This is a genomic window from Alphaproteobacteria bacterium (genome assembly GCA_019746225.1).
Taxonomy (GTDB): Bacteria; Pseudomonadota; Alphaproteobacteria; order Paracaedibacterales; family VGCI01; genus VGCI01.
The window spans coordinates 35,241-61,021 of the sequence record JAIESE010000042.1; the positions used below are offsets into that span (position 1 = coordinate 35,241).

The following is a 25,781-nucleotide window of genomic DNA, read 5'->3' on the forward strand; positions in this document are numbered from 1 at the left end:
TCGCCTCATAAGGAATGGCCGCCGATTAGCTTTATGATCAGTTGCACAAGGATCATTTGCAACAAATAAATGAGTAATAACAAGGCGATTGGAGAGAGATCAATGCCACCGAAATTGGGAAGCAAACGGCGAATCGGCGTGAGTACTGGCTCGACTATTCGAAACAAAAACGTGTGGAGACCATAAACAAAATTGTTGTAGCGATTGATGACATTAAAATGTTCAAGCCAACCAAGAATCACATAAATAACAACAGCCCACCAGTATAGATTTAAAGCCATAATTGTGACACGAATGAGGGGAACAATAATAATATCCATAACAAATCTCCTTTACGATGCCAATCTGGCAATTTCATTCATTTCATTTCGAATACCCAAAGCATCTAGTGCTTGAGCAAGAATATGAATCGCCGTTAATCCTGCCTCTTCATATTGCCTTGCTGGCGTGTCGTGGTCAATAAGGCGATCTGGCAACATCATAGGGCGAATCTTGATGCCCTTATCTAATATACCAGCTGCTTCCAGCACGTGGAAGACCTGTGTGGCAAAACCACCCATAGCCCCCTCCTCAAGGGTAATAAGGACTTCGTGGTTACGTGCCAACTGACAAAGGAGGTCTTTGTCTATTGGTTTGGCAAAGCGAGCGTCCGCAACGGTTGTCGATAACCCATGAGCCATCAAGAGGTCGGCTGCTTTCAAAGCTTCAGCTAGACGGGTTCCCAAAGAAAGAATAGCGATCTTCGACCCCTCCCGAACAATACGCCCTTTCCCAATATCTAGAATTTGAGCAGGAACATTAAGATCCAGCCCGATCCCTTCTCCTCTCGGGTATCGGAATGCAGAGGGCCGGTCATCAATGGATGCTGCCGTTGCAACCATATGCTTCAGTTCCAACTCATCGGCAGCTGCCATAATCACCATATTGGGTAAGCACCCTAAATAGGCCAAATCATAACTGCCCGCATGGGTTGCGCCATCAGCGCCAACGAGCCCTGCCCGATCTAAAGCAAACCGTACCGGCAACTTTTGCAACATGACATCGTGTATGACTTGATCGTAAGATCTCTGCAAAAAAGTCGAATATATAGCAACAAAAGGCTTCAACCCCTCGCAGGCCATACCCGCAGCAAACGTTACGGCGTGCTGTTCAGCAATGCCCACATCAAAAAACCGTTCCGGAAAGCGTTTGGCAAAACAATCCAGCCCGGTGCCAGACGGCATAGCAGCCGTTACAGCAACGATACGATCATCCTTCTCAGCCTCCTCTGCTAAACTCTCGCCGAAGACCTTGGTATAACTTGGAACAACCGTCTTCGAGATATGCTGAATCCCTGTGACGACATCAAATTTGTTTACCCCATGGTACTTGTCCGCAGAAGCTTCCGCTGGCCCATAGCCACGTCCCTTTTGGGTAACAACATGGAGGAGGATCGGACCTGACTCTGCGCGATCTCGCACATTTTTCAGCACGGGAATCAGGTGGTCCAGGTCATGCCCATCAACAGGGCCCACATAAAAGAAACCCAGTTCTTCAAACAACGTCCCTCCGGTGACCATTCCTCGGGCAAATTCTTCAGCTCTTCGTGCCGCTGTTTCAAAGGACTTCGGGAGATGGCTTACCATGTCTTTTGCCATTTGACGCAAAGAATGATAAGACCGTGAGGAAAGAAGTCGTGACAAATAGCCACTCATCGCCCCAACTGGCGGCGCAATAGACATATCATTATCATTCAAAATGACGATCAGTCGACTGGCCATGGCTCCGGCATTATTGAGCGCCTCATAAGCCATACCTGCGCTCATGGCCCCATCACCAATGACCGCAACAATATTGTGTTTTTCAGCCTTTAAGTCTCTGGCCACCGCAAAACCAAGGGCTGCAGAAATGGATGTGGCCGCATGAGCCGCGCCAAAAGCGTCATATCGACTTTCACTTCGACGTGTAAACCCTGAAGGGCCTCCGACTTGGCGCAGATTCGCCATTTGCTCACGTCGCCCCGTTAATATTTTATGAGGATAGGCTTGGTGGCCCACGTCCCAAATAAGCTTATCTTCTGGCGTGTCAAAAACATGATGGAGCGCAATCGTTAACTCCACCACGCCGAGACTTGCACCTAAGTGACCACCTGTGCGTGATACGATATGAATCGTTTCCTGGCGAACTTCATCTGCCAAGAGACGCAACGCATCCATCGATAGCCCCTTCATGTCGGCAGGAATGTGAATCTTGTCAAGATACGGGGTCTTCTTCATTTTAGGGTCAATCACGCGATTTTGGTCTCCGACAAATAATGACTATTCTGAACTATAGCATCTTCCCCCAGAATTTAAGCAAGGCTCATCCTTAAAGCAAGAAATATATCCATTTTCATGCTTTTTTTTTGAAATATTTTCTGCAACCCATTTACAGTTTGTTTACAAATAGATCGGTATGCTAAAATATAAATTAGGTATAATACTGGGAGTTCGCAATGTATAAAATGGCTTTTTGGGTTTTAATCAGCCTAACACTGATTATGGGAGGGGTAACAAAGATATATGCGCCAACTCTCAACCAACCAATACCTAACCAAGTCACTCCTCCAAAACTGGCTCAACTTCCTTTCAATGGCTATGAAGTGAGCATCGGCCAAGAGCATGCGCCCCTTACAATAATAATGTATTATTCTCTGACTTGCCCCCATTGTCATGAGTATCAAGAGGTAGAATTACCCAAAATTCAAAAGGAATTTATCGATAAAGGCCTTGTGCGATTTATATTTCGGGATTTTCCAACAGATTTAATTGCCTTAAAGGCTGCAAAAATTGCCTGGTGCCATGGTAAGGAGCAATATCTAACATTTGCTCGAAAGCTTTTGGCAACACAAGAAAAATGGGTTTTGGATCCTTCTGAAAAGAAACTCCATAAAATTGGATTAGACCTTGGAATTACCCCAACTGACTTAGAAAAATGTACTTGTCAAGACACGGATACGGAAAAGACAATAATGAAGACATGTTTTGAGGCTCAAAGGACTCATGAAATTATGGCCGCCCCAGCGTTTATAATTAATGGAAAGGTCTACGATGGCATCCCGGATGCAGCAATCATCGGGAAGATGTTGTTGAAGATGGGAATTCACGGTTAAAAGACGATCGCCCCGTTATGCAACCACCTTCTGACGGTGATGATGGTGCGTTTCCTTGACAAAATAGAGAATCAAGAAACTAACAACAAAACCAACGGGGAGAGCAATCATCGCTGTTTGATAAGCAGTCTCGCTATAAATACGAACACCATCAGCAGCAAGCGTCCCATCCCAACACAAATCGAGCAGTTCCCCAAGAAGCGGTTGGAAGATAACACCACTCATCATGACAACAGCGTTGGTAAATCCAAGGGCCGTCCCACTAATACGGCGAGGAAGAATTTCCTTAACGCACGCAAAAACCAAGACCTGCCCCCCATTGCACACACCACCGACAAATAAGAGAGCAAACATGAGCGGCAAAGGAATGGCAGGACCAAATACAATTGCAGAAAAAATAAGTGTTAAGAAAACTGAAGATATCTTCATGGTTCGAATCCGGCTTTTAAGCTTTTCGGAAACCCAAGCGGCCAAAGCGCCGCCAATTGCAAAGCCAACAAAGATCATCACTGTGGCAAAAGAGGCGTATTCATTATCGATGCTATAGGTATGCATCAGGTAAGGCACACCCCACAATTCGGCAAAAGCTGCAATGGGCAACCACATTAAGGAACCAAATACTGCAATCAACCATACTTGGGGATTTTTAAGAAGCAGAGCCAATGATTTACGAAGGGGGATTTCGTGACCTTGGTGGGGCATGTGAGATCTTGGGTGGTCTCTCACCATTACCCAGGAGAAAAGAGTCATAACAACCCCCGCATAAGCCAGAATCATCGTTGCCTGACGCCAGCCGCCCATATGATTGACCATCCAAGCTAAAGGAGGGCCCCCGAAAGTACCGCCCAGGGTACCCATCATATTTGTCATTCCCAACATGAGAGCAAACCTTACTGGTGAAAACCACTCAGCAACCACCTTCAAACAACTGATGAAAGCACATGCTGATCCAGCGCCAATCAAGAAACGACCAATTTGTGCCCAGATGAGACTATCCCCGGTCGCAAACATAAAGGCTCCCGTCGTGCATAGAGCCGCGGATGTGGTAATGATTCTGCGAGCCCCAAGAGCGTCAACCATCACACCACAAGGAACTTGTAACACAACATAGGCATACAGATAACAAGAAACTAAAACGCCAAGGGCTGTTGAGGTTAGAGAAAAATCATGCATGAGACCTTCGGTCATAACGCTTGGGGAGACCCGCAATATACATTCATACAAATAGAATGCAGCAGCACATACCCAAACAATCCAAGCTTGAGCGGAATCTAAATGAGCTCTGTCATTGGCACGATTTACCATGCCTATATTTTCCTGTGGGTTTAGGAGTGCAGCTGTTGATTCCATGTCAATCATCTCTCTTCAAAATGAAAAATATCAAAGTGTATTCATGTTCTAATAAATGACGAAACCCTTTCAAGCAGATATTTGAAAGGGAATCCTCAGCATATATATAATCACTTTTGCGAAAACCGCAACCTATTTTGACTGATAATCGGGGTGTGTTTCGCGAACGAATCTCAAAATCACCCAAGCTAGGAGCAAGCTCAACGGGATCGCAACCAAAGCATAATGATAAGCATCTACGCTATATAATTTTACGCCATCAAGACCGACTTCGCCTTCTTCAAACAAGTCAATCAACCACCCGAGAAGGGGTTGGAAAACAAGTGCACTCGCCATGGTCAAACAATTCATAAAGCCCATTGTTGTGCCGTTAAATTCAGGGGGATTAATTTCTTTTGCAGCAGCAAAGTTCAGAATCTGCCAACCACAGAAAAATCCTGCACAAAACAACAAGCCAAAAACACTGTAAAGAGGCAGGCTATTGATATAAACCGCCGGCATAAAGGTTGCAAGGGCACCAAGTGCGCCAATAGACATAACCTTCTTATGGCTACATAAATAATTTGCCAAAATCGGGCTCACTAAGCATCCCAGAGCCATTCCCATAAAGACCAGCATGCTGCCATAAGCTGCGGTCTCATTGTTGATTTCATAGGCAACCATGAGATAAGGCGTTCCCCACATTTCCGCAAAGGCAGAAAGAATTGTATACATAAGGGACGCATAGAGTCCAATAAGCCATGTTTGAGGACTGGAAGTAATAATCCTCAAACCTTCCCAGAGATGGGTTGTTGTCATCGGAACATCTTGATTTTTGTTTTGGGTACCGCGCGTTGGGTGGTCCCGAATAATCATCCAAGCGGCAGCTGCAACAGCAACCCCAACGCTGCCAGCAATCGTCATGGCAATTCGCCAATCTGTTGCGTTGACGAGCATCGCAAGCGGTTTACCCCCAAAGAATCCACCGAATGTACCCATCATCATGGTAATACCGGCAATAACAGCAAATCGTTGAGCCGGAAACCACTCAGAAGCAATTTTCAAACAACTCAAATAAGCACAAGCAGAACCAGCTCCCATAAGGAAACGAGCCGCAGAGGCGGTAAATAAGCTTTCGCTTTCCGCAAAGACAAAGCTTCCCAAAGCACACATCACCGCTGAAATGGTGACCACTCTGCGGGTCCCCAACCAGTCAACGATCATGCCACACGGCACCTGCAAGGGCACATAGGAAAAGTAATAGGCGGATGTAAATATACCGAGCGCGGTTGAGGTAACCCCAAAATCCCGCATCAATTCATTTGTCATGACGCCAGGAGAAGCGCGCAATACATATTCATAGAGGTAAAAAAGAGCAGCGGCTCCCCAAATAATCCATGCATACGTCGCAGATTTTTCCTTGAAAGAGCTTGAATTCATATCAACATCCTCAAGAGTTAGTTGATCAACAGTGGTATCTGCTGCAAGTTTCACGTCAATCCCTTTCGTTAACTTTCTATGGAGTTTTCTTTTCTAACAGAACTAATGAAAAAAAGCCATAACTAGCTCACTTCATTCAGTTGGCCTAAAAATTTAAACTCTACTTCATATCTTGATACTATCTATTTAATTACTCTTAGCACAAAGATCAAGGGTATTTAAGATAGAAAATACCACCAGAAAGGTAATAAAATTACCTTTGTGAGTCTAAACACATAATTTTTTGGATTAATTTCAATTTTATTAAGAGCAAAATAAAATTCCGAAAAGAAGAGAGTCTTTAAGGGAATCATATCAAACGCAATGAATAGTATGGAAACCCGGTATGCAAACCTGCCACCAGCGAAAATATCCCCAGAATAGTAATTATGATGCGTAGTAGAGACTACATTGTGTGCCAGACTAAGTCAAGAAAACAGGGAAGTTAAACTAAGTGATTTCCGTTTAGTTCGTCGTCTCTACCTTCTTGATGGTTACTCCCACGACTAAAGGTGTATAGTCAAAAAGTGAGAAGTTCCACATTGTCATGCCAGTTTCCTCCACCGTCTTTGTCCGTTTCTTTTGCTTTGTATGATGATAAGCGTTAAACTGAATTTTAGCCTCGGTTTCTTTAAAGCGATATTCTTCATATTTCCTTGTGCAATCTTGAATAAAATTATCCAAATCTTGGGGTTCAAGTGAAGATAATTCTAGAGAATATAGGATTCTAGCGTATGTAAATTTCTGAGGGGACTGTAAAGTTTTTAGGGTCATGAGTGATAGATATGGTGGTTTCTGAGGTTTCCTAGAAGCAGAAGATAATAATTTAACATGTTTACCAATTGCCTCAATTTCTAACTGTTCTTCAGATTTTTCAGCTGGGATAGCTAAGTTTGAACACAGAAGCACCGTCGCGGTTATCATTATACTTTTGTAAAATTTCATCATTTGATTTTCCTTATTTTATGAATTTCACTTACCCTCTTAATCTAATTAATTCTATAAAGCAAGTTGGTCGTCATAATGTTGCCATCTCCATTATTGCTCCGCTCACAAATTAGGTGTAACTTGTCCTTATGACCCATTCATATCTCATGATTGCCCTTTTATGCGCCCTTGGAGCCACGGTTGGTGCCTTGGGATTTGGATTATTTGCCCTCTTCAAAGGCGGTGAATTTAATGAAAAATATGGGAATCGTGCCATGCGCTGGCGGATTCTCCTTCAGGCTCTTACTCTTATTCTTTTTACGTTGATGTTAATTTTTGGAAGGTAACAGGAGAAAACCATGGTTCATCTGACACGCATCTATACACGCGGTGGAGATAAAGGGAAGACATCCCTCGGTTCTGGCGAACGAGTCTCAAAATCTGACGCCCGCATCAATGCGATTGGAGATGTGGACGAAGCCAATGCAGCGATCGGGTGGGTTCGAGAATATACACCCAAGACAATTGATCCTTTATTGATGCGTATTCAAAACGACCTGTTTGATTTGGGCGCCGATCTTTGTGTACCAAAAGGAAAACCGGACTCGCTCCGCATCGTGGACTGCCAAGTTGATTATCTTGAAAAGAAAATTGATGACCTCAATCAACATCTCGAACCTTTAACATCCTTTATCTTACCCGGGGGCTCCAAATCCAGTGCCGCCCTTCATTTGGCTCGAACTATTGTTCGTAGGGCTGAACGCTCTCTTATTCACTTGCATCAAATCCAACCGATTAATTTCGAGGCTATTAAGTATTTAAACAGACTTTCTGATTTATTATTTGTCTTATGTCGTCATGTAAACGGCAATGGGAAAGAGGACGTTTTGTGGGTTCCTGGCAAATCCCGGACGGAATAAAAAGGGAGATAAGGCTTAAGTGAAGGTATTGGTCGGTATCAAAAGGGTTATTGACTATAACGTCAAGATACGCGTCAAGAGCGATGGATCTGGCGTTGAGACCAACAATGTCAAAATGTCCATCAATCCCTTTGATGAAATTGCCGTTGAAGAAGCTTTACGCCTAAAAGAAAAAGGTATTGCTACAGAAATCGTTGTCGTCTCCATAGGTCCTGATGCTGTCGTTGATACCATTCGCCATGCCCTTGCGCTCGGCGCGGATCGCGGCATCCATGTCGACATGCCCGAATTCCCTGAACCTTTATGGGTTGCTAAAGCCTTAAAAGCAATTGCTGCAACTGAACAACCCCAGCTGATTTTGCTGGGTAAACAAGCCATTGATGATGACTGCAATCAGGTTGCCCAAATGCTCAGCGCCCTTCTCGACTGGCCTCAAAGCACCTTTGTTTCTGCTCTCTCAATCCAAGATGGCAAATGTCAGGCTGTCCGCGAAGTTGATGGAGGCCTTGAAACCCTGATATTACCACTTCCTGCCATCATCAGCACGGATTTGCGCCTCAACACACCGCGTTATGCCACCTTACCCAACATCATGAAAGCCAAGCAAAAACCTATTCAACAGCTGACAGCTGCAGATTTGCATCTTTCTTCCGAAAACCACACCAGAATTTTAAAGGTGACAGAACCCCCAACTCGTAAAGGAGGTGTTGTTGTGTCTTCCGTAGCAGAACTGGTCGCCCACATCAACAAGCTCCCTCTCGAAAGGTCAGAATCATGAAAGTCCTTATCATTGCGGAACATGATGAAACTTCTTTGAAACAGTCAACCTTAAATGCCATTACGGCTGGCCTTGCTTTGGCGCCAAAAATTAGTGTACTCGTTGGGGGAGCCAACATCAACACTGTGGCTCAAAGTGTCTCTAAAATTGCAGGTGTGGAGCGCGTTATCACTGCAACAGCTCCTGAACTTGCCCATCAACTTGCCGAACCGATGACCCAACTCCTGGAATCTATTGCCCCCCAGTTCACCCATATCTTGGTTCCTGCCACGACTTTTGGAAAGAACTTGGCCCCACGGCTCGCTGCAAAGCTTGACGTGATGCAAATATCTGATCTGACAAGAATCCTGTCACCAGATACCTTCGAACGTCCCATATATGCCGGCAATGCAATTCAAATCATCCAAAGCTTGGATACGACCAAAATTCTAACAATCCGTCCAACAGCCTTCAACAAAGCCACGCCTAGTGACAAGGCAGCCCCCATCGACGTATTAACCGTACCTCCGTTAACATCCCGGGTAACCTATGGTGGCTTAGAGACTACCCCCTCTTCACGTCCGGAGCTTACAAACGCGCGCGTAGTTGTTTCAGGGGGTCGCGGCTTGCAAAATAAGGATAACTTTCGTCTTATTGAAGAACTCGCGGATTGTTTGAATGGCGCTATTGGGGCGTCACGCGCGGCCGTTGATGCGGGCTTTGTTCCCAACGACTATCAGGTTGGGCAAACCGGCAAAGTTGTCGCCCCGGACTTGTATATTGCCGTTGGAATCTCCGGTGCCATCCAACATATTGCCGGCATGAAAGACAGCAAAATTATTATTGCCATCAATAAGGACCCGGATGCCCCCATTTTTCAAGTAGCAGACTTTGGCATTGTGGGAGATTTATTTGAGATCCTCCCTGAACTCACCAAATCATTGAAAGAGTCAACTCATGCTTGAGAATATTGCCGTTATAGGCGCAGGTCAAATGGGCTCCGGCATCGCTCAAGTTTTTGCCCTTGCCAACAAAGAAGTACAACTCATTGATATATCTGAAGACCAATTGGCACACGCGCGTGCGTATATTGAAAAGAACTTGGACAAACAAGTCACCAAGGGAAGCATAACAACCTTAGAGAAAGACAGTGCCCTTAAGCAGTTGCGTTTTTCAAATGTCATCCAAAATCCTGAAAGCCTCGATCTTGCTGTGGAAGCGATTGTTGAGAATTTCGACCTCAAGGCGCACATTTTCAAAAGTTTGGACAGCTCCCTTAACGACGCTGCCATCATCGCCAGCAATACCTCTTCCCTCTCTATTACTGAGCTTGGCAAGATAACGTCACGTCCGGATCGGGTTATTGGGATGCATTTCATGAACCCCGCGCCAATCATGCCGCTGATTGAGATCATCCAGGGACAAAATACGTCGCAACAAACATATAACACCATAGTGACGATGGTTCACGAGCTCAAAAAGACGCCCGTCACTTCCAAGGATTCTCCCGGTTTCATCGTCAATCGCATCCTTATGCCCATGATTAATGAAGCAATTTTTGCCCTTAATGATGAAGTGGCAAGTGCTCAAGACATTGACACAGCGATGAAACTTGGCACGAATCAGCCTATGGGCCCTTTAGAACTTGCGGATTTCATCGGTCTTGATACCTGTTTATGGATAATGCAAGTTCTCCATGAAGGATTTGCCGATGATAAATATCGCCCCTGCCCTTTGTTGCAAGAATATGTTACACAAGGAAGACTCGGCCGCAAATCCGGTCACGGTTTTTATGAGTATCCGAAAAAATAAATGAGATAAGAATGGCAGAAAACATACAACCCCAAGACGACATCAAGGACATGTCCTTTGAAAAAGCGATGACGGAGCTCGAAACCCTCGTTCGTCGATTGGAAGAAGGCCGTCTCACCCTTGAAGAAGCGATTTCTTCTTATGAACGAGGGACTGCTTTGCGTACCCATTGTGAAGCAAAACTACGCGCAGCAAAGCTGAAAGTTGAGCAAGTGTTAGGCGAGCAAGAGAAAAATCAAGTTGATAATGCCTGAAACCTCCAGCATGAGCCCAGACCTTGCCCGTTTATTTGATGAAACGAGGGATGCGGTTGAAGGTGTCCTCGCTCATTATCTTAGCCTACCGAACGTCCCTGCGCCCTTAGCTCAAGCCATGTCTGCGAGTGTTAAAAATGGGGGAAAGCGCTTGCGCCCTATGCTGAGCCTTGCCTGTGCGACTCTGTTTAACGTCCCCAAGGCTCAAGCGGCCCGCGTTGGTGCCGCCATAGAGATGGTTCACTGTTATTCTCTCATTCATGACGATTTACCGGCCATGGATAATGCGGATTTGCGAAGAGGACATCCAACATGCTGGCGCCAATTTGGGGAAGCCACGGCGATTCTAGCGGGTGACTCCCTATTGCCCCTTGCCTTTGAGGTTCTCACAGATGAGGCCACTCACCCTTCACCTTCCGTCCGGCTTTCGCTAATCCAAGCCTTGGCAACAAGCTCTGGTGCCGCTGGAATGGCCGGGGGACAAATGCTGGATCTATCACCCCATCTGATTGATTCGGTTGAGGACTCCATAACCATGCAAAATCTGAAAACAGGCTGCTTGATTTCATTTTCTTGTGAGTCAGGGCCAATTCTAGCTGAAGCTTCCCCTGAGAATCGCGCCCTATTAAGTCAATTTGGGTTTCTTTTGGGCCTGGCCTATCAGATTCAAGACGACCTTCTCGACATTGAGGGAAATGAAAAGGATCTTGGAAAACCTGTTGGAATGGATCAAGACAAGCGGTCGCTTGTGGCTCTTTTAGGAACGGACGCCAGCAAAACTTACCTTGCCTCTCTTCAAGAAAAAATGTCCCACCTTATTCGCCCTTTTCAACAACCCCTATTTGAGGAAATTATGACCTGGGCAACCACGCGTCAGATATAAATAATTCTCATAAATTTTATATAATATTTATGTATATAGTTTCAATAATTCTACTTGACTCATGAAAAGGATCAGCATAAATCATAACTAAACCTAAATAGTTTCTTGGCCTTTGCTCGTAACTTACAGCAGAGCTTATCGAAATTATAAACAATAAAATTAATAAGTTAGGAATGCCTCATGAAAAAACTTATCATCAAAACAATTACTCTTACATTTTTTACAGCAACTTTACTCAACCCTTCTTTCGCAATGGATAATGATGATCTCAAGAAGGGTCTAGGATATGGCATCGCGGCATGCGGCGTCATTTATACAACCCTCAGGATAGGGGGTTATCTTTTTGCCGACAAACCTCCAATTCCTTCTTCTACAAATGAAGAACTTACCAGCGTTAAACAAGAGCTTGCGGGTCTTAAAGAAAAAGTTGATAGCTTATCTTCTAAGGAAAATCCTGTCCGTGAGAGTTCTACTCAAGCCACATCTCCCTCTCTAAGCCAGAGGGACTTTGCTTCTGAACAAGCAGAAGGAACGACAACTTCTCCCGCTCAGCTCATGGCATTGGTCTGCAAGCTCCAAAGTGAAATTGAGCAATTGAAGGGCACATCCTTAAAACAACAAGAAACGATTCAAGCACAAGGTTCTGAGGTCCAAATACTGAAGGCCTTTTGCGAACGGCTTCAAAAGCAAAGCATGCCCACAACGGGAGTTATCCAAGAAGCACCAAGTACTGTCACGCCCTTTGAAACGCCAGCAGGCGGTCAAAGACACAGTGCACGTGAAGAAGACCCAGGAATCCCTGGATCGGAAAGCAGAAACATAAATTACCTGGAAGGAATACCGGAAAATCAATTGGAAAAAGTGGTCCTCGAGATATTACAAAAGGGCGGCAAAAGGGCAGAGTTGACTCAAAAAGCGATCCGTAAGCATTTAGCAACTTATCCAGGTGTAACCATTAGATTCCACAAAGAAATTGAGGGTCAGTCCCTTCTTCTCAAAGATGATAAGAGTAAATTCTTAGAAGCGATTACCTATGGGAAAAAAAGCACCACCGTTAAGAAGTAATAAATAATTCATCGATATAAGAAGGATTAAATCCATGACCAAGATCACCGTTCGAATGCTCTTAACAGCAACTTCATTAACATGGCTTATGGGAAGCGTTTCTCCTTCTCTGGCTTGTTGTTGCGGCGGAGGAGACAATCCTGAAAGCGACCCTCTTTTAGGGGCACCAGGAAGCGCAACACCAGGAAGCGCAACAGCAGGAAGCGCAACAGCAGGAAGCGCAACAGTAGGAATGGCTACTTCGGATCACCCTCCCCTCTCCTTAACAATGTCTGATGGCGCTCCACCGGCCGGAGGACAAGCACCAACGGGATCCCCATTATACCAACAATCCTTAAACCAAAGTCCCCCCATAGGGGACTCAGAAGCAGCCAGTACTGCAGCAGAAGCGGCGGAACTACAAAGAACTCTTGAAGAAGTCGAACGTTTAAAAAAGGAAGACGAAGAAAAAGAAAAGAGAGCAGCGATTCGAAGGCAACTTGAGGAAGCCAACAAAGCAAGAGATGAACAACTGGAACGCATGAAGCAAAAGGCGCTTGAGGATAAAAATTACTCCCCGGTTGCTGTTGCATCGGCACCCCTTTCAACGGGTAATGTCCCACCACGAACCCTTTTTTCTAATGAACAAACCCCGGCCCCCACTCCCCTTTCTCGCGGGCCTTCTGATGCTCGCGATCTTGAGACCCCTCACACATCTGTTTCTGGGACTGTCCTCCCAGGATCAGAGAAAGGCCGCGACCATTACCTAGAAGGAATTCCTCAAGACCAAGTGGAAGAGAAGGTTCTCGATATCCTTAGAACAAGCGATGTACGCGCAAGAAAAACTCATGCCGCGATCCTGAAACATTTGAAAACACATCCACAAGCAATCATTAAATTCCACAAAGAAAATGAGGGGCAGTCCCTCCTCCTCAAGGATGACAAGTCCGTGTTTATTGCAATACCCTACGGGGGCGGTAAAAGCACAACAAAGAAGAGCACAACTAAGAAATCTAATGAGTAAGATATTCTTATAATATTTATTAACCCACAAAGCGAAGTCTTTAGGACACGATTCTCTGTCGTCATTGCGAGGAGCGTTAGCACGTAAGTGCTGAAATGACGCGGCAATCCATGTATTCTAAACTAATATCAACATAAGAACTTTGTGAAAAATCACATACATGGATTGCCACGTCGTTCGCCTCCGCTAGAAGCTACGTCTTAACTCCTCGCAATGAAATAAGATTTCTGAACGCTAACATCTAATGGAGGAGAAATTGTCCTACGCATTTAAACAGTCTCATATAGGTGGTCACGAATAATCCATTTCACTTGCCAAAACATGATACCTCCCTTGATGGCCTCCCTAAGCAGAAATGAAATCAAAGATTCATCAATACTTCACAAAAAAGGGGCCCAATGCTGGGCCCCTTTTGATAAGGGTGTCTAAAAGCAGACACACCCTTGGTTTAAGATATTATCCTATTAGTTGTTCACCAAACCATATCGAAGTAATACTGCCTTCTTTCCTTCCGGAGTTGTTTCAGCATTCCACTCTTGGCTAATTTGTTGTTGTTTGCCTGCGTCCAATCTGTCCCATACTTTTTTGACAGCACCAGTAGGTTTTTTGGTGCTAGCAGGTGATGAGGAATCAGCTACATCGAGTGCAGGCGCCAAGTTTCTTTTAGTCGAACTCGTTGATGCAGGAGGTGGCGCGTTACTCCTTGCAGGGGCTTCCCCCGCAGCAGAACCGGTTAAAGGCGTATCTGATGTTAAAGTGTTTTGCGCTTCCATCAATTGATCCGAAAGGCTGCTATTTTCAGTATTTAAGGTTAAGATTTCGGCTTGAAGCTTACCAACAGTATCTTCCAGGACTCTAAGCTTAGCAACATAGGTCTGCTCAAGTTCCTTCGCCTTAGCTTCATTACCTTTCGCTGCTTCTCTTCTAAGAGCCTCTTCATGCTCTCGTTCCAACACTATTTCACGAGCTTCAACAGCGGCCTTTACTCTTTGCGCAATTTCAGCCTTAAACGCGTTATCGAAATCTGCTCTGAGAGTCTCTTCACGCCTCTGAGCAGCGGCCCGCTCAAGAACTTCGACCTCATCCTTAAATACTGCCTTTACATCTTTTTTGATCTCAACTACACGGACAGCAACAGCTGCCTTCTCGTGAGCTTCAACCTCATCCTTAAATACTGCCTTCACATCTGCTTTGATCTCCTTTTCGCGGGCAGCAACAGCGTCCCTCTCAAGAGTCTCAACTGCATCCTTAAAATTTGCCTTCAAGTTTTTTGGTTTTACAGACGCTTTAAACGCTATAATAGCAGCCTGTTCTTTTGCTTGAATCTGTGGCGCAAATTCTCTATCAAAATTCTGTCTGAGCTCCGCATCCTTTTCTCGCGCTCCTTCACTTTTTGCTGTTTGCAGCTGAACAGGGTCCAGTTGTGGTTGAGGATTGTTTGCAAGGAGCCTTATAGGTTGGGGTGCAACGCGAGCAACAGGGACAACAGGGGCATTTTCTTCAATCGCAGGTATATCAATAGCAAACACACTAGTTTCAAACGCTACGGCCGATAGAAAAGCTAATGAAATTGTCTTTATTTTCATGATATTTACTCCATTTCTTTATTGTTATTACTGTAGTGATCTAAAGATATAATGTCGCTTCTCGCCTTGCCAAAGTTAAGAGATAAGCGCACTACATATCATTTATTAATAATTTTTTAAAGCATTCCACAGATCGTGTAAAGGTGTTTTTAGGTAATATGATAAAATAAATTATAATTTCTATATTTCATTATAATACATAAGGGTATTTTAAATTCATCATTGACAAGGAAAAAGGTATAAAAATTCCCGCAATTAAGTTATTATCTAACAATTTATTTGCGGGAATATAGGGTAAAAATAGAACAATATAATTAATTTGTTATTTTCGTTGGTGTCGCTTTTAAATTTTGGCACCAAGTTGGAAAATACGTAATATTAGTAACCAAATGCCAAACAGGGCGCAGCGCATAATCTACAGCAGGAGTCGCAACCCATTCTTTTCCAAAAACAAGTACTGGTATAATTTTTTGTCCCGCGCGAGTCGCCTCAAATCCCGACCAACATGCTTTCGCCTTTTTGGCATAAACAGATTCTACAATGAGCTTGGTATCATCATTTGTATTAGTTTTTCGAGCATTTTGAACTTCATCCGGGAAAAATTGTAACGACCTAGAACGAAGCTGAGCTTGAGAACCTGTAGCACCATTATTCCTTGATTTTGTTGGTGTAAAACTAAGTGCTCTTACCGGTGTTGTTGGTTTGTCATCAGGTTGTTCAGTCTTTGTAGGCGCTCCTAATATTTCGTCATCGTGACGTGGGGCGGGTGAAAGATTTGAGAAATCTACAGATAGAGCACAATCAGATAAAATAGCCGCAGTTAGTAGGGGCAATACGAGTTTTGTCAATTTCATTTTTTACTCTCCATATAAGTTTAAATAGCAACTTTTATAAAATTGCGATTGCGAAAATAGTATCTACGAATTACATAAATACAGATTTTTTCGTGAGTTTGCTAAACAGCAAATTCAGTTTATACAATCATATACTGTATTTGTAAAGCAATATTTTATTTTAAATAGTTTTTTTCATTCCTAGAAGCGTAGTTGTGATCTATTTGCACTATTCAAATACAAAATGAGCGTATTTTTAAAATTCAATACAAATAGAATAGAGTAATAAAAACATAAAACGATACTGAGAAGTTGATGCTAATATTTAACAATATAACAATAAAGTTATAATAATATATTAAGGTATATAAGTATTTTCACCAACCGTAAGTCAGACACTTTATATCCTAAGAAAATAGAAATTCAAAAAAAGCACTTAACCATATATTCACATACTGACGCAAACCGCGTGCATCTGTGATAAACAAGAAAGTGGCAACAAGAATGATGGTAATAGACAATTAGAGGAAATAAGATGGGATAATAAGAGTGTCACTATTTTAAACATTTAATGGTCAAGGAAGGATAAACAAGAAAATCTCGGGCAGATCTAGAGGTAAATGTCTGTTTTGAATCATATGTAGAGCACACAAGTTCGTAAGAATTATAAATATATTGTAGCGCTTCTACAGCCATAAGCGTTATGTCATTCCAGAATATTTAAGGACAAAAGACTACCCGAAAGAACAGTCAGCCTATCGAGATCCAGAGGCAGTGTCAGAGTCAGAGCCTAATATCCTTAACAACACCAAGAGAGTCAGAGTCTCATATGCTTAAGAACACCAAGAGAGTCATTCAAGACCTCAAATAGAAACGAGACATTAGCACGAACACAATTGAAGAAAACGTAAGGACACAGCCAGATGCACACCGAAATCCAAAGTCGCAGGGCTACACAGCAAAAGGCATAATCTCAGCTACAGCAAATGTAATAACCACTATCATTTCAGTATACATGACTGCATCCTTATGAATTTAATGGGATAAGGGATAAGGGATAAGGGGAGTAAAAAGGGGGCAAGTTGGGAGTTTTTTTATCTAATATATTATATTCACAGGTGAAAACATCATCCTCTTGATCCTAGGGTATTGATATATCATATAGGGTCACTAAAGTGAATAAATATACTTAAGAGAATAGATTCGTATCTTAGAAGACATAAAAAAACCGGGTCAATAATTTAAAGTTCAATAGTAACTTTAAACTACGACCCGGTTATAACTACCTAATTTGCATTAGGGAATTTACAGTAACACTATTTAGTATCAATCTTATCTAAATCAACACCATTTCTTATTTGCAATGCTACTTTGATTATTGCAGCTGGGTTAAGTTTACCTGCAACTGTAGTTTTTGCGATATGAGCAGCTAAGAACTTGATTGTATCAAGATCTTCATTTTGTGGATTCAATGGATCAACTACTGCATTCTTATTCGCAGCATCTTTCAACTCAACATAATATGTAAAGAAGATTGATAAAAGATTTGGATTATTAAGTTCCAATTCTCTTGCAGATGTAAATCCAATGAGATCATAGGCAGCTGAGAATGACTGATTCTTAGCTTGCTGTGATTTCTTGACATCAAGTGTGTGTCCAAACCTATAAAGTGCTTGAACTGCCTTATTTGCCCTCTCCATTTCTGCAGGATTTGGCATAGCACCAGTTGCTTGATTAAACAATGCTACAGCAACGATCAAAGATGCTGATTCTTGTATATCAACAAACTTGGATTCTGCTCTAATATGTTGCAATGCATTAACAAGACCTGCTGTTACTTGATCTTCACTAGTACGCGCATCTTCGTATGCTCGCTCAATGGCACGTTCTACTCTCTCATCAGCAGATTTCAATAAATCTTCTGCTTCAAGCCCTGATAGTTTAGCAGCTTGTTTTTGAACTGTGTCAAGAGTAGCTGCTGTTATATCTGCTTCAGAAACAATAGTATGAGGACAAATCTTAGCAATTTGTGCTTCAAGATCACCGCTTCTGATTTCTTGTATCAATTTAAATGTATTAATAGCATCTGCATCAGGTAGTTTAGGGAATTGCGATGCAAGTGTTCTATAATCATCTGCATCATTTTGAGTAGGCACAGCGTCTTTATCACCACGAACTGTTCTTACGAATTCGATCATGGCTTCTTTTTCAGCGCGTGCTTTTTTCGCAGCAGCAAAATCATCAGCTGACTCAATATGTTTCCCTTTGTCATTTGCGAAATCAATGGCAGCATCAAAATCACTTTGATCTAAGAGGATTCCAGCTTGTTGCTTTTTTCCACCTTGACCGTTTAAAGCAACAATCCGTGCTGCTAATCTTACATTATCTAAGTTAATTGGTTGCTTAATTGCACTTAGTTTATTTGCAAGTTCAACGGCAAATCTTGATGGATTAATACCAATGTTATTCCAAATTGAATACAAATTATTAACATAAGTTAATAAATGTGCATCATTTGTCTGAATTGGGTTTTGCATAACTTCCTTCAAATAATACGCTCCAACAACAAATTCAGCCACATCTTTAGCATTGTCTTTAAGTTTTTTTGCTTCCAGTGCACCTTTAACAACAGGTTGCATTTGTTCTAAAAATGCAATCACTTCAGGTGTAGCTTTTTTAGGAGCTTTGTCTTGCAAAAACTTAGCAGCAAATGTAAATGCACTTTTTGCATCTGCTTGATTAAAAAATTCAAATACTTGGAGTTGTGTTAAGTTTCTTGGGCTAGCTTCTAGAACACTCACATAATGTGCAACTATGTTCAAATTTTCTAAGTTAGCTTTAAAACCTTGATTATTGACAGCCAAAATACGTACTGCTTTCAATGCATCAAAATGATGCTTTGACAAATTTTGTACTTTCAAATGGGTCAAAGTTGTCAAGTCAATAATTTCTTGCTGTGTTCCTTCTAATCCTAAAGCTTGAACATCAACAATACCTTCAAAATTGGGGTCTTGAATATCATTTTGTAAGATAAAAGCAGTCGCCTTTACATTGGCTTTAGTTATTTCATTTGGAATTTTAAGGTCAGCTTTTTGCTTCTCAAACCCTTTGTCTCCACGAATAACTTGCAAGGCTCTAAAATCATATTCTGTTGGTTCCGTGATACCAAGGCTACCAATCAAAACTTTTGCTTCTGCTATATTATCATCATTCTCATCTATATGAGCACTTCTGAGGGCTTTTAAGGCATAACAGTCAAGAGCTGTCACATTACCTTTGCTTTTTTCGCCGGCTTTACGTTCTAACTCTGCTTTAATAGCTTTCAAATCATCTGTTGGCTTATCAAAAAGAGAGGATAATACAAGATAGTCCTTAAAAGTCATTTTAGGCGCGTTTTTTGTACCCATGTCTTTAAGGTATTGGTTTGTTACCTTAAGGTAAGTATTAAATTTTGGATGGTTAAAATAACCTGCGTCATAAAGATGCAATCCTGCAGGTGCGTATTCTACAATAGCTTCACTGTCAAGTCCCATTCCAACTAATTTTTCGTTTACTAGACTTTCTTCAATTTCTCTTCCTGAATTCTTTGCTGGAGGTATCGGGTCAACAAGAGTTGCATCAATATCATTCTTCTGAGAGTCAAAACGTTCAACAGTTTTGATATTTGCAGGAGCGTTTTCATCTGCAACAACTGCTTCTTCACCAGCAACTGCTTCTTCAACAGCAACTGGTTCTTGACCTGCTGCAAGAGCTTCTCTTAATACTCTAGCTTCTTCAGCTTTCCTTGCTCTCTCTAGTCTTTGCAACTCATAATAAGGCGCTGCGACATCAGACAATTTCGAAGTTGTATCTGCAACAAATCGACTTGTTACAGCAGCTTTGTGCTCTACTGGTAGAGATGCAAATGATGTCTGGTTTGAAATTGATGAAGCAACTTGAGCAACAAGCTCCTTTGGCATTTCTTTAACGACATGTGCTGGGGTTCCTTGAGCTTGAAGAACAGATCTATTAAAGGCATCTGCTGATATAGCCGCAGGTATTGCCAATGTTGTTGCCAACAAACCCATAACTATTTTTTGCGTTTTCTTTAAATTCATAATATTACCTCATTTATAATAATGTTAGTTGATAGATTCCCAAATTCATTTTGGTAATCATCATTTTCATAACTCTTATATACTAAACTCTATTTTACTACAACATAAAATTTCTTATTAACATAATTAAGAAAATTACTTAACAATTAAAACCTATACGCTGCGCCAATTTTTACTGTCCAATAGTTTTGCTTTACTGATTGGGCATAACCTGATCCTGCAGCGAAAGGAGGATTCGGTAAATTGAAAGCTTTCTTTGAGTTTCCATAAATTTCATAGCCTACATTTGCGAGCAACGATACATTTTGTGTTGCTGCATACTCAAAACCTACAGAAGGAACAAATCCAACTCTGGTTTTGCTTGCACTAACAGAAAACGGTGTATTTGGAACGCTTGCTTTTGTCTTGATATTTGAAATCCCAAGCCCTAGGCCCAAATATACATGGTAGCGAGAACAAAAGATTTTACCAATCTGAATGTTAGGAATGAAGCTATAATTACGATGCGCATTGTTTACAAAGTCTGTGTTAAACAAACGCACAGTAGCATTTGCGTTATTTGTTGTGTAAAGATTTCCCTCTAGAATTGCTGCCAATGTAATCCCATCGTTAAAAATTTGGCGATATCCACCAAAAAGCCCAAGTACTGCAGCAGTTTTGTTTGCTGACTTTTTACCTGTCTGACTTACACCAGGCGCAGATGCTGTCCCAGTAAAATCATGCTTCCCAAAAGATGCACCAACATGGGCACCGACTAGCCATCCTGACTTGTAATGGCAACCTGTGTTTGCTTCTGTTACACCACAAAGTGCTGTTACGATTGATCCTAGAGCTACTGTTTTCTTTAGCATTTCTTGACTCCTTAAAGGTTTGACAATTCTATTAGTTCGATTTTATTGAACGTTCTTGCGTCCATTACTGGTTAAGTTACTCTAATATTATTTCTCTAGGCAAGAGGGAAAATTAACCAAAAATTAATTTAGATTCATTAATGGGGAACTGTGATATATTTGTTTCATTTTTTAAGTCGCGGCAACGGGCTGGGAGCCACAAACTTTGTTCAAAGCATCCTCAAGAGACAGTTCTTCCCTTTGTCCAGTTTTGCGACACTTTACCTCAACCATCCCTGAATCCAGGGTTCGCGCTCCCACAATGATTTGCCAAGGCAGGCCGATCAGGTCCATGTCCGCAAATTTCGTGCCTGCCCGCTCATCCCGGTCGTCATAGAGCACTTCTACGCCTTTTTTGCACATTGTGTGATAGAGGGTTTCCGCAATCGTTTCCACGCGTTTGTCATCCATCTTAAGATTCAGCAGACCCACCTTAAATGGCGCCACGGCCTCGGGCCATTTAATGCCTTGATCGTCATGATTTGCCTCAATGATAGCCGCAACGAGCCGTGACACCCCAATGCCATAGGACCCCATCTCTAGGGTAATCATTTGCCCATCAGGCCCCGCAACTTTTGCTCCAAGGGGTTCTGAGTACTTCGTCCCGAAGTAGAAAATATGCCCTATCTCTATGCCCCGTGCCGTTTTGATCCGATCCGCAGGGATTGGGCAATTTGCAGGATCATGCTTTTCATCCGCAGCTGCATACAAACCAGACACATTATCTAATGTCATTTGCTCTAAAGTCAGATTATCAAAAGTTGCATCGTAATATATGGCGCTTTCCCCAGTTGGGGCAACAATTTGGAACTCATGACTCATGTCTCCACCAATGGCCCCGCTATCAGCCTTAACGGGAATCGCAGTCAAATCCATTCGTGCAAAAATACGCAAATAGGATTCAAAGATTCGTTCATAGGTCTTTTTCGCACTTTCAAAATCAAGATCAAATGAATAACCATCTTTCATCAAAAATTCACGACCCCTCATCACCCCAAAGCGTGGTCGAATTTCATCTCTAAATTTCCATTGAATTTGATACAACACTTGCGGAACCTGACGATAACTCTTCACGTATTGGTGAATGATGTCGGTTATAACCTCTTCATTTGTTGGACCGTATAGCATTTCCCGGTCATGACGATCTGTAATGCGAAGCATTTCCTTGCCATAATCGTCATATCGACCACTGGCACGCCACAGCTCAGCAGGTTGAATCGTCGACATCAAAACTTTATGACACCCAATGCGATCTTGCTCTTCACATATGATTTTTTCAATCTTCTCCATAACCCGCAACCCCAGCGGCAACCATGTATATATCCCAGAAGTGGTTTGGTTCACCATCCCAGCTCTGAGCATAAGCCGATGAGAAGCAATCTGTGCCTCGGCTGGAACTTCTTTCAAGGTTGGCAAAAAGTATTTTGATAAACGCATGGAGTATTTTTCCTGTTATATATAAATTTATGTTCGAATGACAATTCTAGAGGGAAGCTCGTGAAATGGACGAAAGCCCCCTATCCCGAAATGAGCTTCCCATCAATCAACTTCACCGATCGATCCATCTTGGCGGCTAATTCAAGGTTGTGTGTCGCAACCAAAGCCGCAAGGCCCGTATCTCGAACCAAGGTCACCATTTCATTAAAGACGGATTCCGCCGTTGACATGTCCAAATTGCCCGTTGGCTCATCGGCTAACAGTATTTTAGGCTGATTCGCAATTGCCCGGGCAATGGCGACACGTTGCTGCTCGCCCCCCGATAACTTTTTGGGGCGATGATGTAAACGGTGGCTCAACCCCATTTTGTTTAACAGAAATTCAGCGCGTTCGATGCTTCTAGCGCGGGATTGCCCTGCAATCAGACAGGGCAGCATGACATTCTCCAAAGCTGAGAATTCTTGAAGAAGAAAATGAAACTGATAAACAAACCCCGCAAACTCACGGCGTAACGCTGTTCGCTCCGCATCCGTTAAATTATTGCAGTCCTTGCCATTCATCATGACCATCCCATCACTGGGCAACTCCAACAAGCCCGCAATTTGGAGCAACGTCGTTTTCCCTGCGCCGCTCGGTCCAACAAGGGCGACTATCTCCCCAGGCGCAATTTTAAGATCAACCCCCCGCAACACATGGATTGTTTCCTCGCCTTGAACGAAGCTGCGCGTGACATTTTGCAATTCCAGAGCTTGTGTCATTGTCGTAATGCCTCCACAGGATCAAGGCGAGCTGCCCGCCAGGATGGGTAAAGGGTTGCCAGGAACGACAAACCTAAAGCCATACAGATCGTAGCGGTAACATCGCCGCTATCCACTTTACATGGCATTTGGGTCAAGAAATAGATTTCTGCATTAAACAATTCCATATCGAGCAAACTCTCTAGCCACCGACGAATCGACTCGATATTCATCGCAAACGCAAGGCCCCCAGCCACGCCCGTAAGGGTGCCCAACACGCCAATGGTTGCGCCCGTTAAAAAGAATATTCGCAACACCGTCCCTCGGGTTGCCCCCATGGTTCGCATAATAGCAATATCCCTCATCTTGTCTTTTACCAACATGATCAACCCAGAAACAATGTTGAAAGCCGCGATCAGGATGATAAGTGTCAGGATGATGAACATCACGTTGCGCTCTACCTGAACCATTTGAAAAATGCTCGTACTGATATGCTTCCAGTCGTTGATCACAACCGAGTTCCCCAGGAGATGCTGTATTCCAAACCCATATTCGGCAACCAATTCGGGGTTATCCACAAAAACCTCAATGACAGGGGATCCCCCCTTCTCGTTCCCTTGTTGACCAATCTTGAAGAAACTCATGGCCGTTTCAAGGGGCATGAAGATGATAGATTTGTCATATTCATGAAACCCAACTTCAAAAACACCAACCAAAGTAACACTTTTCTGTCGGGGCATCGTCCCAAAAGCGGTCACGTTTCCTTGAGGACTTACCAGGCTAAATCGATCTCCGATGCGCAACCCCAAATCCTCTGCAAGCCTGCGCCCCATTACAACATTATCGCTGAGGCGGCCTGGATCATCCGATTTTCCGAAAGAATCAAGGCTCCCAGCCTTCATATTTTTCGAAATCATGCCTCGCGATTCAAGATCTTTCTTTCGAATGCCATGAACAATGGCCCCTCGGGCTTGAGATTGGAACATCACCATGGCCTGCTGAGCCACCACAGGCATAACAGATTGCACACCTGCTACCTTTCGGACTTTTTCGGCTACCTCATCGAAATCCGTCAATCCCCCATTAACTCCCTGAAGGGTGATATGTCCATTCATTCCGATAATGCGGGTTAAAAGTTCTTGGCGAAATCCATTCATAACAGACATGACAATTATAAGGGTTGCCACGCCCAAAACGATCCCTACAAAGGAAAATCCCGCGATGACAGAAATAAACCCTTCCTGGCGGGGGGACCGCAAATAACGATACGCAATCATCCGTTCAAATAAGGAAAACATGTTCAACACTTTAAAAATTTGCCTATAATTTAATATCTATCACAATGGATGTCTTTGGGGTATCCCCATTCTTCTAAAGTGGTAAAGATTCAACCCCTTCCCTTAACACATCATCCCACATTTGAAGAACAGACTCCTCCCGATAGCGATCGGGCAATGTTATGGCGCCTTTGGAAAGAACAAGACGTTGGGGAGCATCTTCTATTAATTCCCTCAAAAGTCTTGTAAGCTGTGGTAAATCTCCCACTCCAAAGAGGCGCCCATCAACCCCATCTCTCACAATATCAACATTTCCTGAACAATTTGAGGCGATAACCGGCAAGCCTATCGCCATGGCCTCACATAAGGCATTTGGGAATCCCTCATAATGAGAAGGAAAAGCAAACAGATCTGCTTCATAAAGCACCGTCTCGATGTCACGGACAACGCCTGGAAGAAATACAACCTTAGAAAGACCAAGGTTATGGATCAGCGCTTCCAGGATGGTGCGTTCACCCCCTTCCCCATATATGGTGAGCGTCAATTCAGGATTGCGGCCCACAATCTTAGAAAAGGCTGTTATGAGTGTGCTAAATCCTTTGTTCGGGCACAAGCGTCCGACAGAAATGATTTTGTGAACCGGCTTTAAAATATCAGCCGTGCTCTTTTGTCTCTTTGGTCTCTTGACGGTGTTGGGGATAATGGCCTTTTTTTCAGATAATAAATACGAAAAACAATCGTTAGCAGAGTGCGTTTGTGTGATAACCTTAGACGCCCACGGATAGGTTAAGGTTCGTAGTTTTTTGTAAAATTCGGGAATTTGATGATGGAATGGATGGGTTCGTTCGGAAACAATAACAGGTATCCTGAGCTTTCGTGTGGCAAGAAGGGTCGTCATATTCATCACATCAATAAACGAAACAACGATATTTGGCTTTAAAGTCTTCACGGTTTGGCGAATTTTTAAAATACGTTTTATTATATTAATGAAGCGAACAATAAACGAAGCATCTTCCGTCGTCTTTTGATCGAGATATATTAACTGAATATCAGGATGAAGTGGGTACGTTGGGGGGTGATCAGAAGCCCCCAATGTGATGAGAGATATTTTGTACCCCCGAGAGATCCACGCATTTGCCAATTCGGACAAGACACGTTCCGCGCCTCCGGTCTCAAGAGAAGAAATGATGAGAGCAATATGCATGTATGAACCCTTAGAGTGTAATTATAATAGAGCATAGAGATGAAGGAATTTCAACGATATACCCGCATCACGATTATATCGAGTTTCAGGCAACTTGTATGAAAAGATGGATTCACCACCAAATTTTATGGTAATACATAAAAAAATGAAAAAGAACCGTA

The 25,781-nt window shown here is 43.0% G+C and carries 23 protein-coding genes; 10 read left to right on the forward strand and 13 right to left on the reverse strand.

All coding sequences use genetic code 11. The annotated features are described in order from the left end of the window. Positions 1 to 5 precede the first annotated feature (5 nt). Both K2Y18_07690 and dxs read right to left on the reverse strand, forming a co-directional pair. On the reverse strand, positions 6 to 320 hold the full coding sequence (locus K2Y18_07690; GenBank protein MBX9805616.1) for a YggT family protein: 315 nt from the start codon (positions 318 to 320) through the stop codon (positions 6 to 8). Positions 321 to 332: 12 nt separating this feature from the next. Next, positions 333 to 2,255 (reverse strand): 1-deoxy-D-xylulose-5-phosphate synthase, encoded by a 1,923-nt coding sequence (dxs, locus tag K2Y18_07695; protein ID MBX9805617.1) that lies wholly within the window; start codon positions 2,253 to 2,255, stop codon positions 333 to 335. Between the two features lie 218 nt (positions 2,256 to 2,473). Between dxs and K2Y18_07700 the strand changes: the two genes are divergently transcribed. Then, positions 2,474 to 3,130: a DsbA family protein gene (locus K2Y18_07700; protein MBX9805618.1), complete on the forward strand. Its 657-nt coding sequence runs from the start codon at positions 2,474 to 2,476 to the stop codon at positions 3,128 to 3,130. 15 nt (positions 3,131 to 3,145) lie between these two features. Here K2Y18_07700 and K2Y18_07705 read toward each other — a convergent pair whose 3' ends face one another. The 3 genes from K2Y18_07705 to K2Y18_07715 all read right to left on the reverse strand — a co-directional run bounded on the left by K2Y18_07705 (position 3,146) and on the right by K2Y18_07715 (position 6,886). Continuing rightward, a complete protein-coding gene (locus K2Y18_07705; GenBank protein ID MBX9805619.1) occupies positions 3,146 to 4,435 on the reverse strand; it encodes an MFS transporter in 1,290 nt (429 codons plus the stop codon). Between the two features lie 177 nt (positions 4,436 to 4,612). Further along, positions 4,613 to 5,899, reverse strand: a complete 1,287-nt coding sequence (locus K2Y18_07710; protein ID MBX9805620.1) for an MFS transporter — start codon at positions 5,897 to 5,899, stop codon at positions 4,613 to 4,615. 504 nt (positions 5,900 to 6,403) lie between these two features. Then, positions 6,404 to 6,886: a hypothetical protein gene (locus tag K2Y18_07715; GenBank protein MBX9805621.1), complete on the reverse strand. Its 483-nt coding sequence runs from the start codon at positions 6,884 to 6,886 to the stop codon at positions 6,404 to 6,406. Between the two features lie 128 nt (positions 6,887 to 7,014). Here K2Y18_07715 and K2Y18_07720 point away from each other — a divergent pair, with 128 nt between their 5' ends. From K2Y18_07720 to K2Y18_07760, 9 genes are all read left to right on the forward strand, one after another. Then, entirely contained in the window at positions 7,015 to 7,212 is a 198-nt protein-coding gene (locus tag K2Y18_07720) for a twin transmembrane helix small protein (protein ID MBX9805622.1), read from the forward strand. Between the two features lie 12 nt (positions 7,213 to 7,224). Continuing rightward, entirely contained in the window at positions 7,225 to 7,785 is a 561-nt protein-coding gene (locus tag K2Y18_07725) for a cob(I)yrinic acid a,c-diamide adenosyltransferase (protein MBX9805623.1), read from the forward strand. Between the two features lie 19 nt (positions 7,786 to 7,804). Further along, positions 7,805 to 8,563 carry an electron transfer flavoprotein subunit beta/FixA family protein gene (locus K2Y18_07730; GenBank protein ID MBX9805624.1) on the forward strand — a complete coding sequence of 253 codons (759 nt, stop codon included), beginning with the start codon at positions 7,805 to 7,807 and terminating at the stop codon, positions 8,561 to 8,563. Further along, complete coding sequence (locus K2Y18_07735; protein MBX9805625.1) at positions 8,560 to 9,507, forward strand: FAD-binding protein; 948 nt, start codon at positions 8,560 to 8,562, stop codon at positions 9,505 to 9,507. Before K2Y18_07730 ends, K2Y18_07735 begins: the two co-directional genes overlap by 4 nt. Next, the gene (locus K2Y18_07740) at positions 9,500 to 10,354 is read left to right on the forward strand and encodes a 3-hydroxybutyryl-CoA dehydrogenase (GenBank protein ID MBX9805626.1); all 855 of its coding nucleotides are present in this window, start codon (positions 9,500 to 9,502) and stop codon (positions 10,352 to 10,354) included. Before K2Y18_07735 ends, K2Y18_07740 begins: the two co-directional genes overlap by 8 nt. An 11-nt stretch (positions 10,355 to 10,365) precedes the next feature. Further along, a complete protein-coding gene (locus K2Y18_07745; GenBank protein MBX9805627.1) occupies positions 10,366 to 10,608 on the forward strand; it encodes an exodeoxyribonuclease VII small subunit in 243 nt (80 codons plus the stop codon). After that, entirely contained in the window at positions 10,595 to 11,491 is an 897-nt protein-coding gene (locus K2Y18_07750) for a polyprenyl synthetase family protein (GenBank protein MBX9805628.1), read from the forward strand. Before K2Y18_07745 ends, K2Y18_07750 begins: the two co-directional genes overlap by 14 nt. A gap of 180 nt (positions 11,492 to 11,671) precedes the next feature. Then, positions 11,672 to 12,556 carry a hypothetical protein gene (locus K2Y18_07755; GenBank protein MBX9805629.1) on the forward strand — a complete coding sequence of 295 codons (885 nt, stop codon included), beginning with the start codon at positions 11,672 to 11,674 and terminating at the stop codon, positions 12,554 to 12,556. A gap of 34 nt (positions 12,557 to 12,590) precedes the next feature. After that, positions 12,591 to 13,559 carry a hypothetical protein gene (locus tag K2Y18_07760; GenBank protein ID MBX9805630.1) on the forward strand — a complete coding sequence of 323 codons (969 nt, stop codon included), beginning with the start codon at positions 12,591 to 12,593 and terminating at the stop codon, positions 13,557 to 13,559. Between the two features lie 464 nt (positions 13,560 to 14,023). On the opposite strand, the gene K2Y18_07765 is transcribed toward K2Y18_07760, so the two are convergent. The 8 genes from K2Y18_07765 to K2Y18_07800 form a co-directional block, all read right to left on the reverse strand. Then, positions 14,024 to 15,145 (reverse strand): hypothetical protein, encoded by a 1,122-nt coding sequence (locus tag K2Y18_07765; protein ID MBX9805631.1) that lies wholly within the window; start codon positions 15,143 to 15,145, stop codon positions 14,024 to 14,026. A gap of 314 nt (positions 15,146 to 15,459) precedes the next feature. Beyond that, positions 15,460 to 15,999, reverse strand: a complete 540-nt coding sequence (locus K2Y18_07770) for a hypothetical protein (GenBank protein MBX9805632.1) — start codon at positions 15,997 to 15,999, stop codon at positions 15,460 to 15,462. A gap of 1,295 nt (positions 16,000 to 17,294) precedes the next feature. Next, the gene (locus K2Y18_07775) at positions 17,295 to 20,075 is read right to left on the reverse strand and encodes a hypothetical protein (GenBank protein MBX9805633.1); all 2,781 of its coding nucleotides are present in this window, start codon (positions 20,073 to 20,075) and stop codon (positions 17,295 to 17,297) included. Positions 20,076 to 20,221: 146 nt separating this feature from the next. Next, positions 20,222 to 20,926: an outer membrane beta-barrel protein gene (locus K2Y18_07780; GenBank protein ID MBX9805634.1), complete on the reverse strand. Its 705-nt coding sequence runs from the start codon at positions 20,924 to 20,926 to the stop codon at positions 20,222 to 20,224. A 171-nt stretch (positions 20,927 to 21,097) separates the two neighbouring features. Then, entirely contained in the window at positions 21,098 to 22,402 is a 1,305-nt protein-coding gene (locus tag K2Y18_07785) for a proline--tRNA ligase (GenBank protein MBX9805635.1), read from the reverse strand. A gap of 80 nt (positions 22,403 to 22,482) precedes the next feature. Next, on the reverse strand, positions 22,483 to 23,160 hold the full coding sequence (locus K2Y18_07790; protein ID MBX9805636.1) for an ABC transporter ATP-binding protein: 678 nt from the start codon (positions 23,158 to 23,160) through the stop codon (positions 22,483 to 22,485). Further along, entirely contained in the window at positions 23,157 to 24,416 is a 1,260-nt protein-coding gene (locus tag K2Y18_07795; protein ID MBX9805637.1) for a lipoprotein-releasing ABC transporter permease subunit, read from the reverse strand. The genes K2Y18_07790 and K2Y18_07795 overlap by 4 nt, the downstream gene beginning before the upstream one ends. 94 nt (positions 24,417 to 24,510) lie before the next feature. Further along, a complete protein-coding gene (locus K2Y18_07800; GenBank protein ID MBX9805638.1) occupies positions 24,511 to 25,620 on the reverse strand; it encodes a glycosyltransferase family 4 protein in 1,110 nt (369 codons plus the stop codon). Between the last annotated feature and the right edge of the window lie 161 nt (positions 25,621 to 25,781).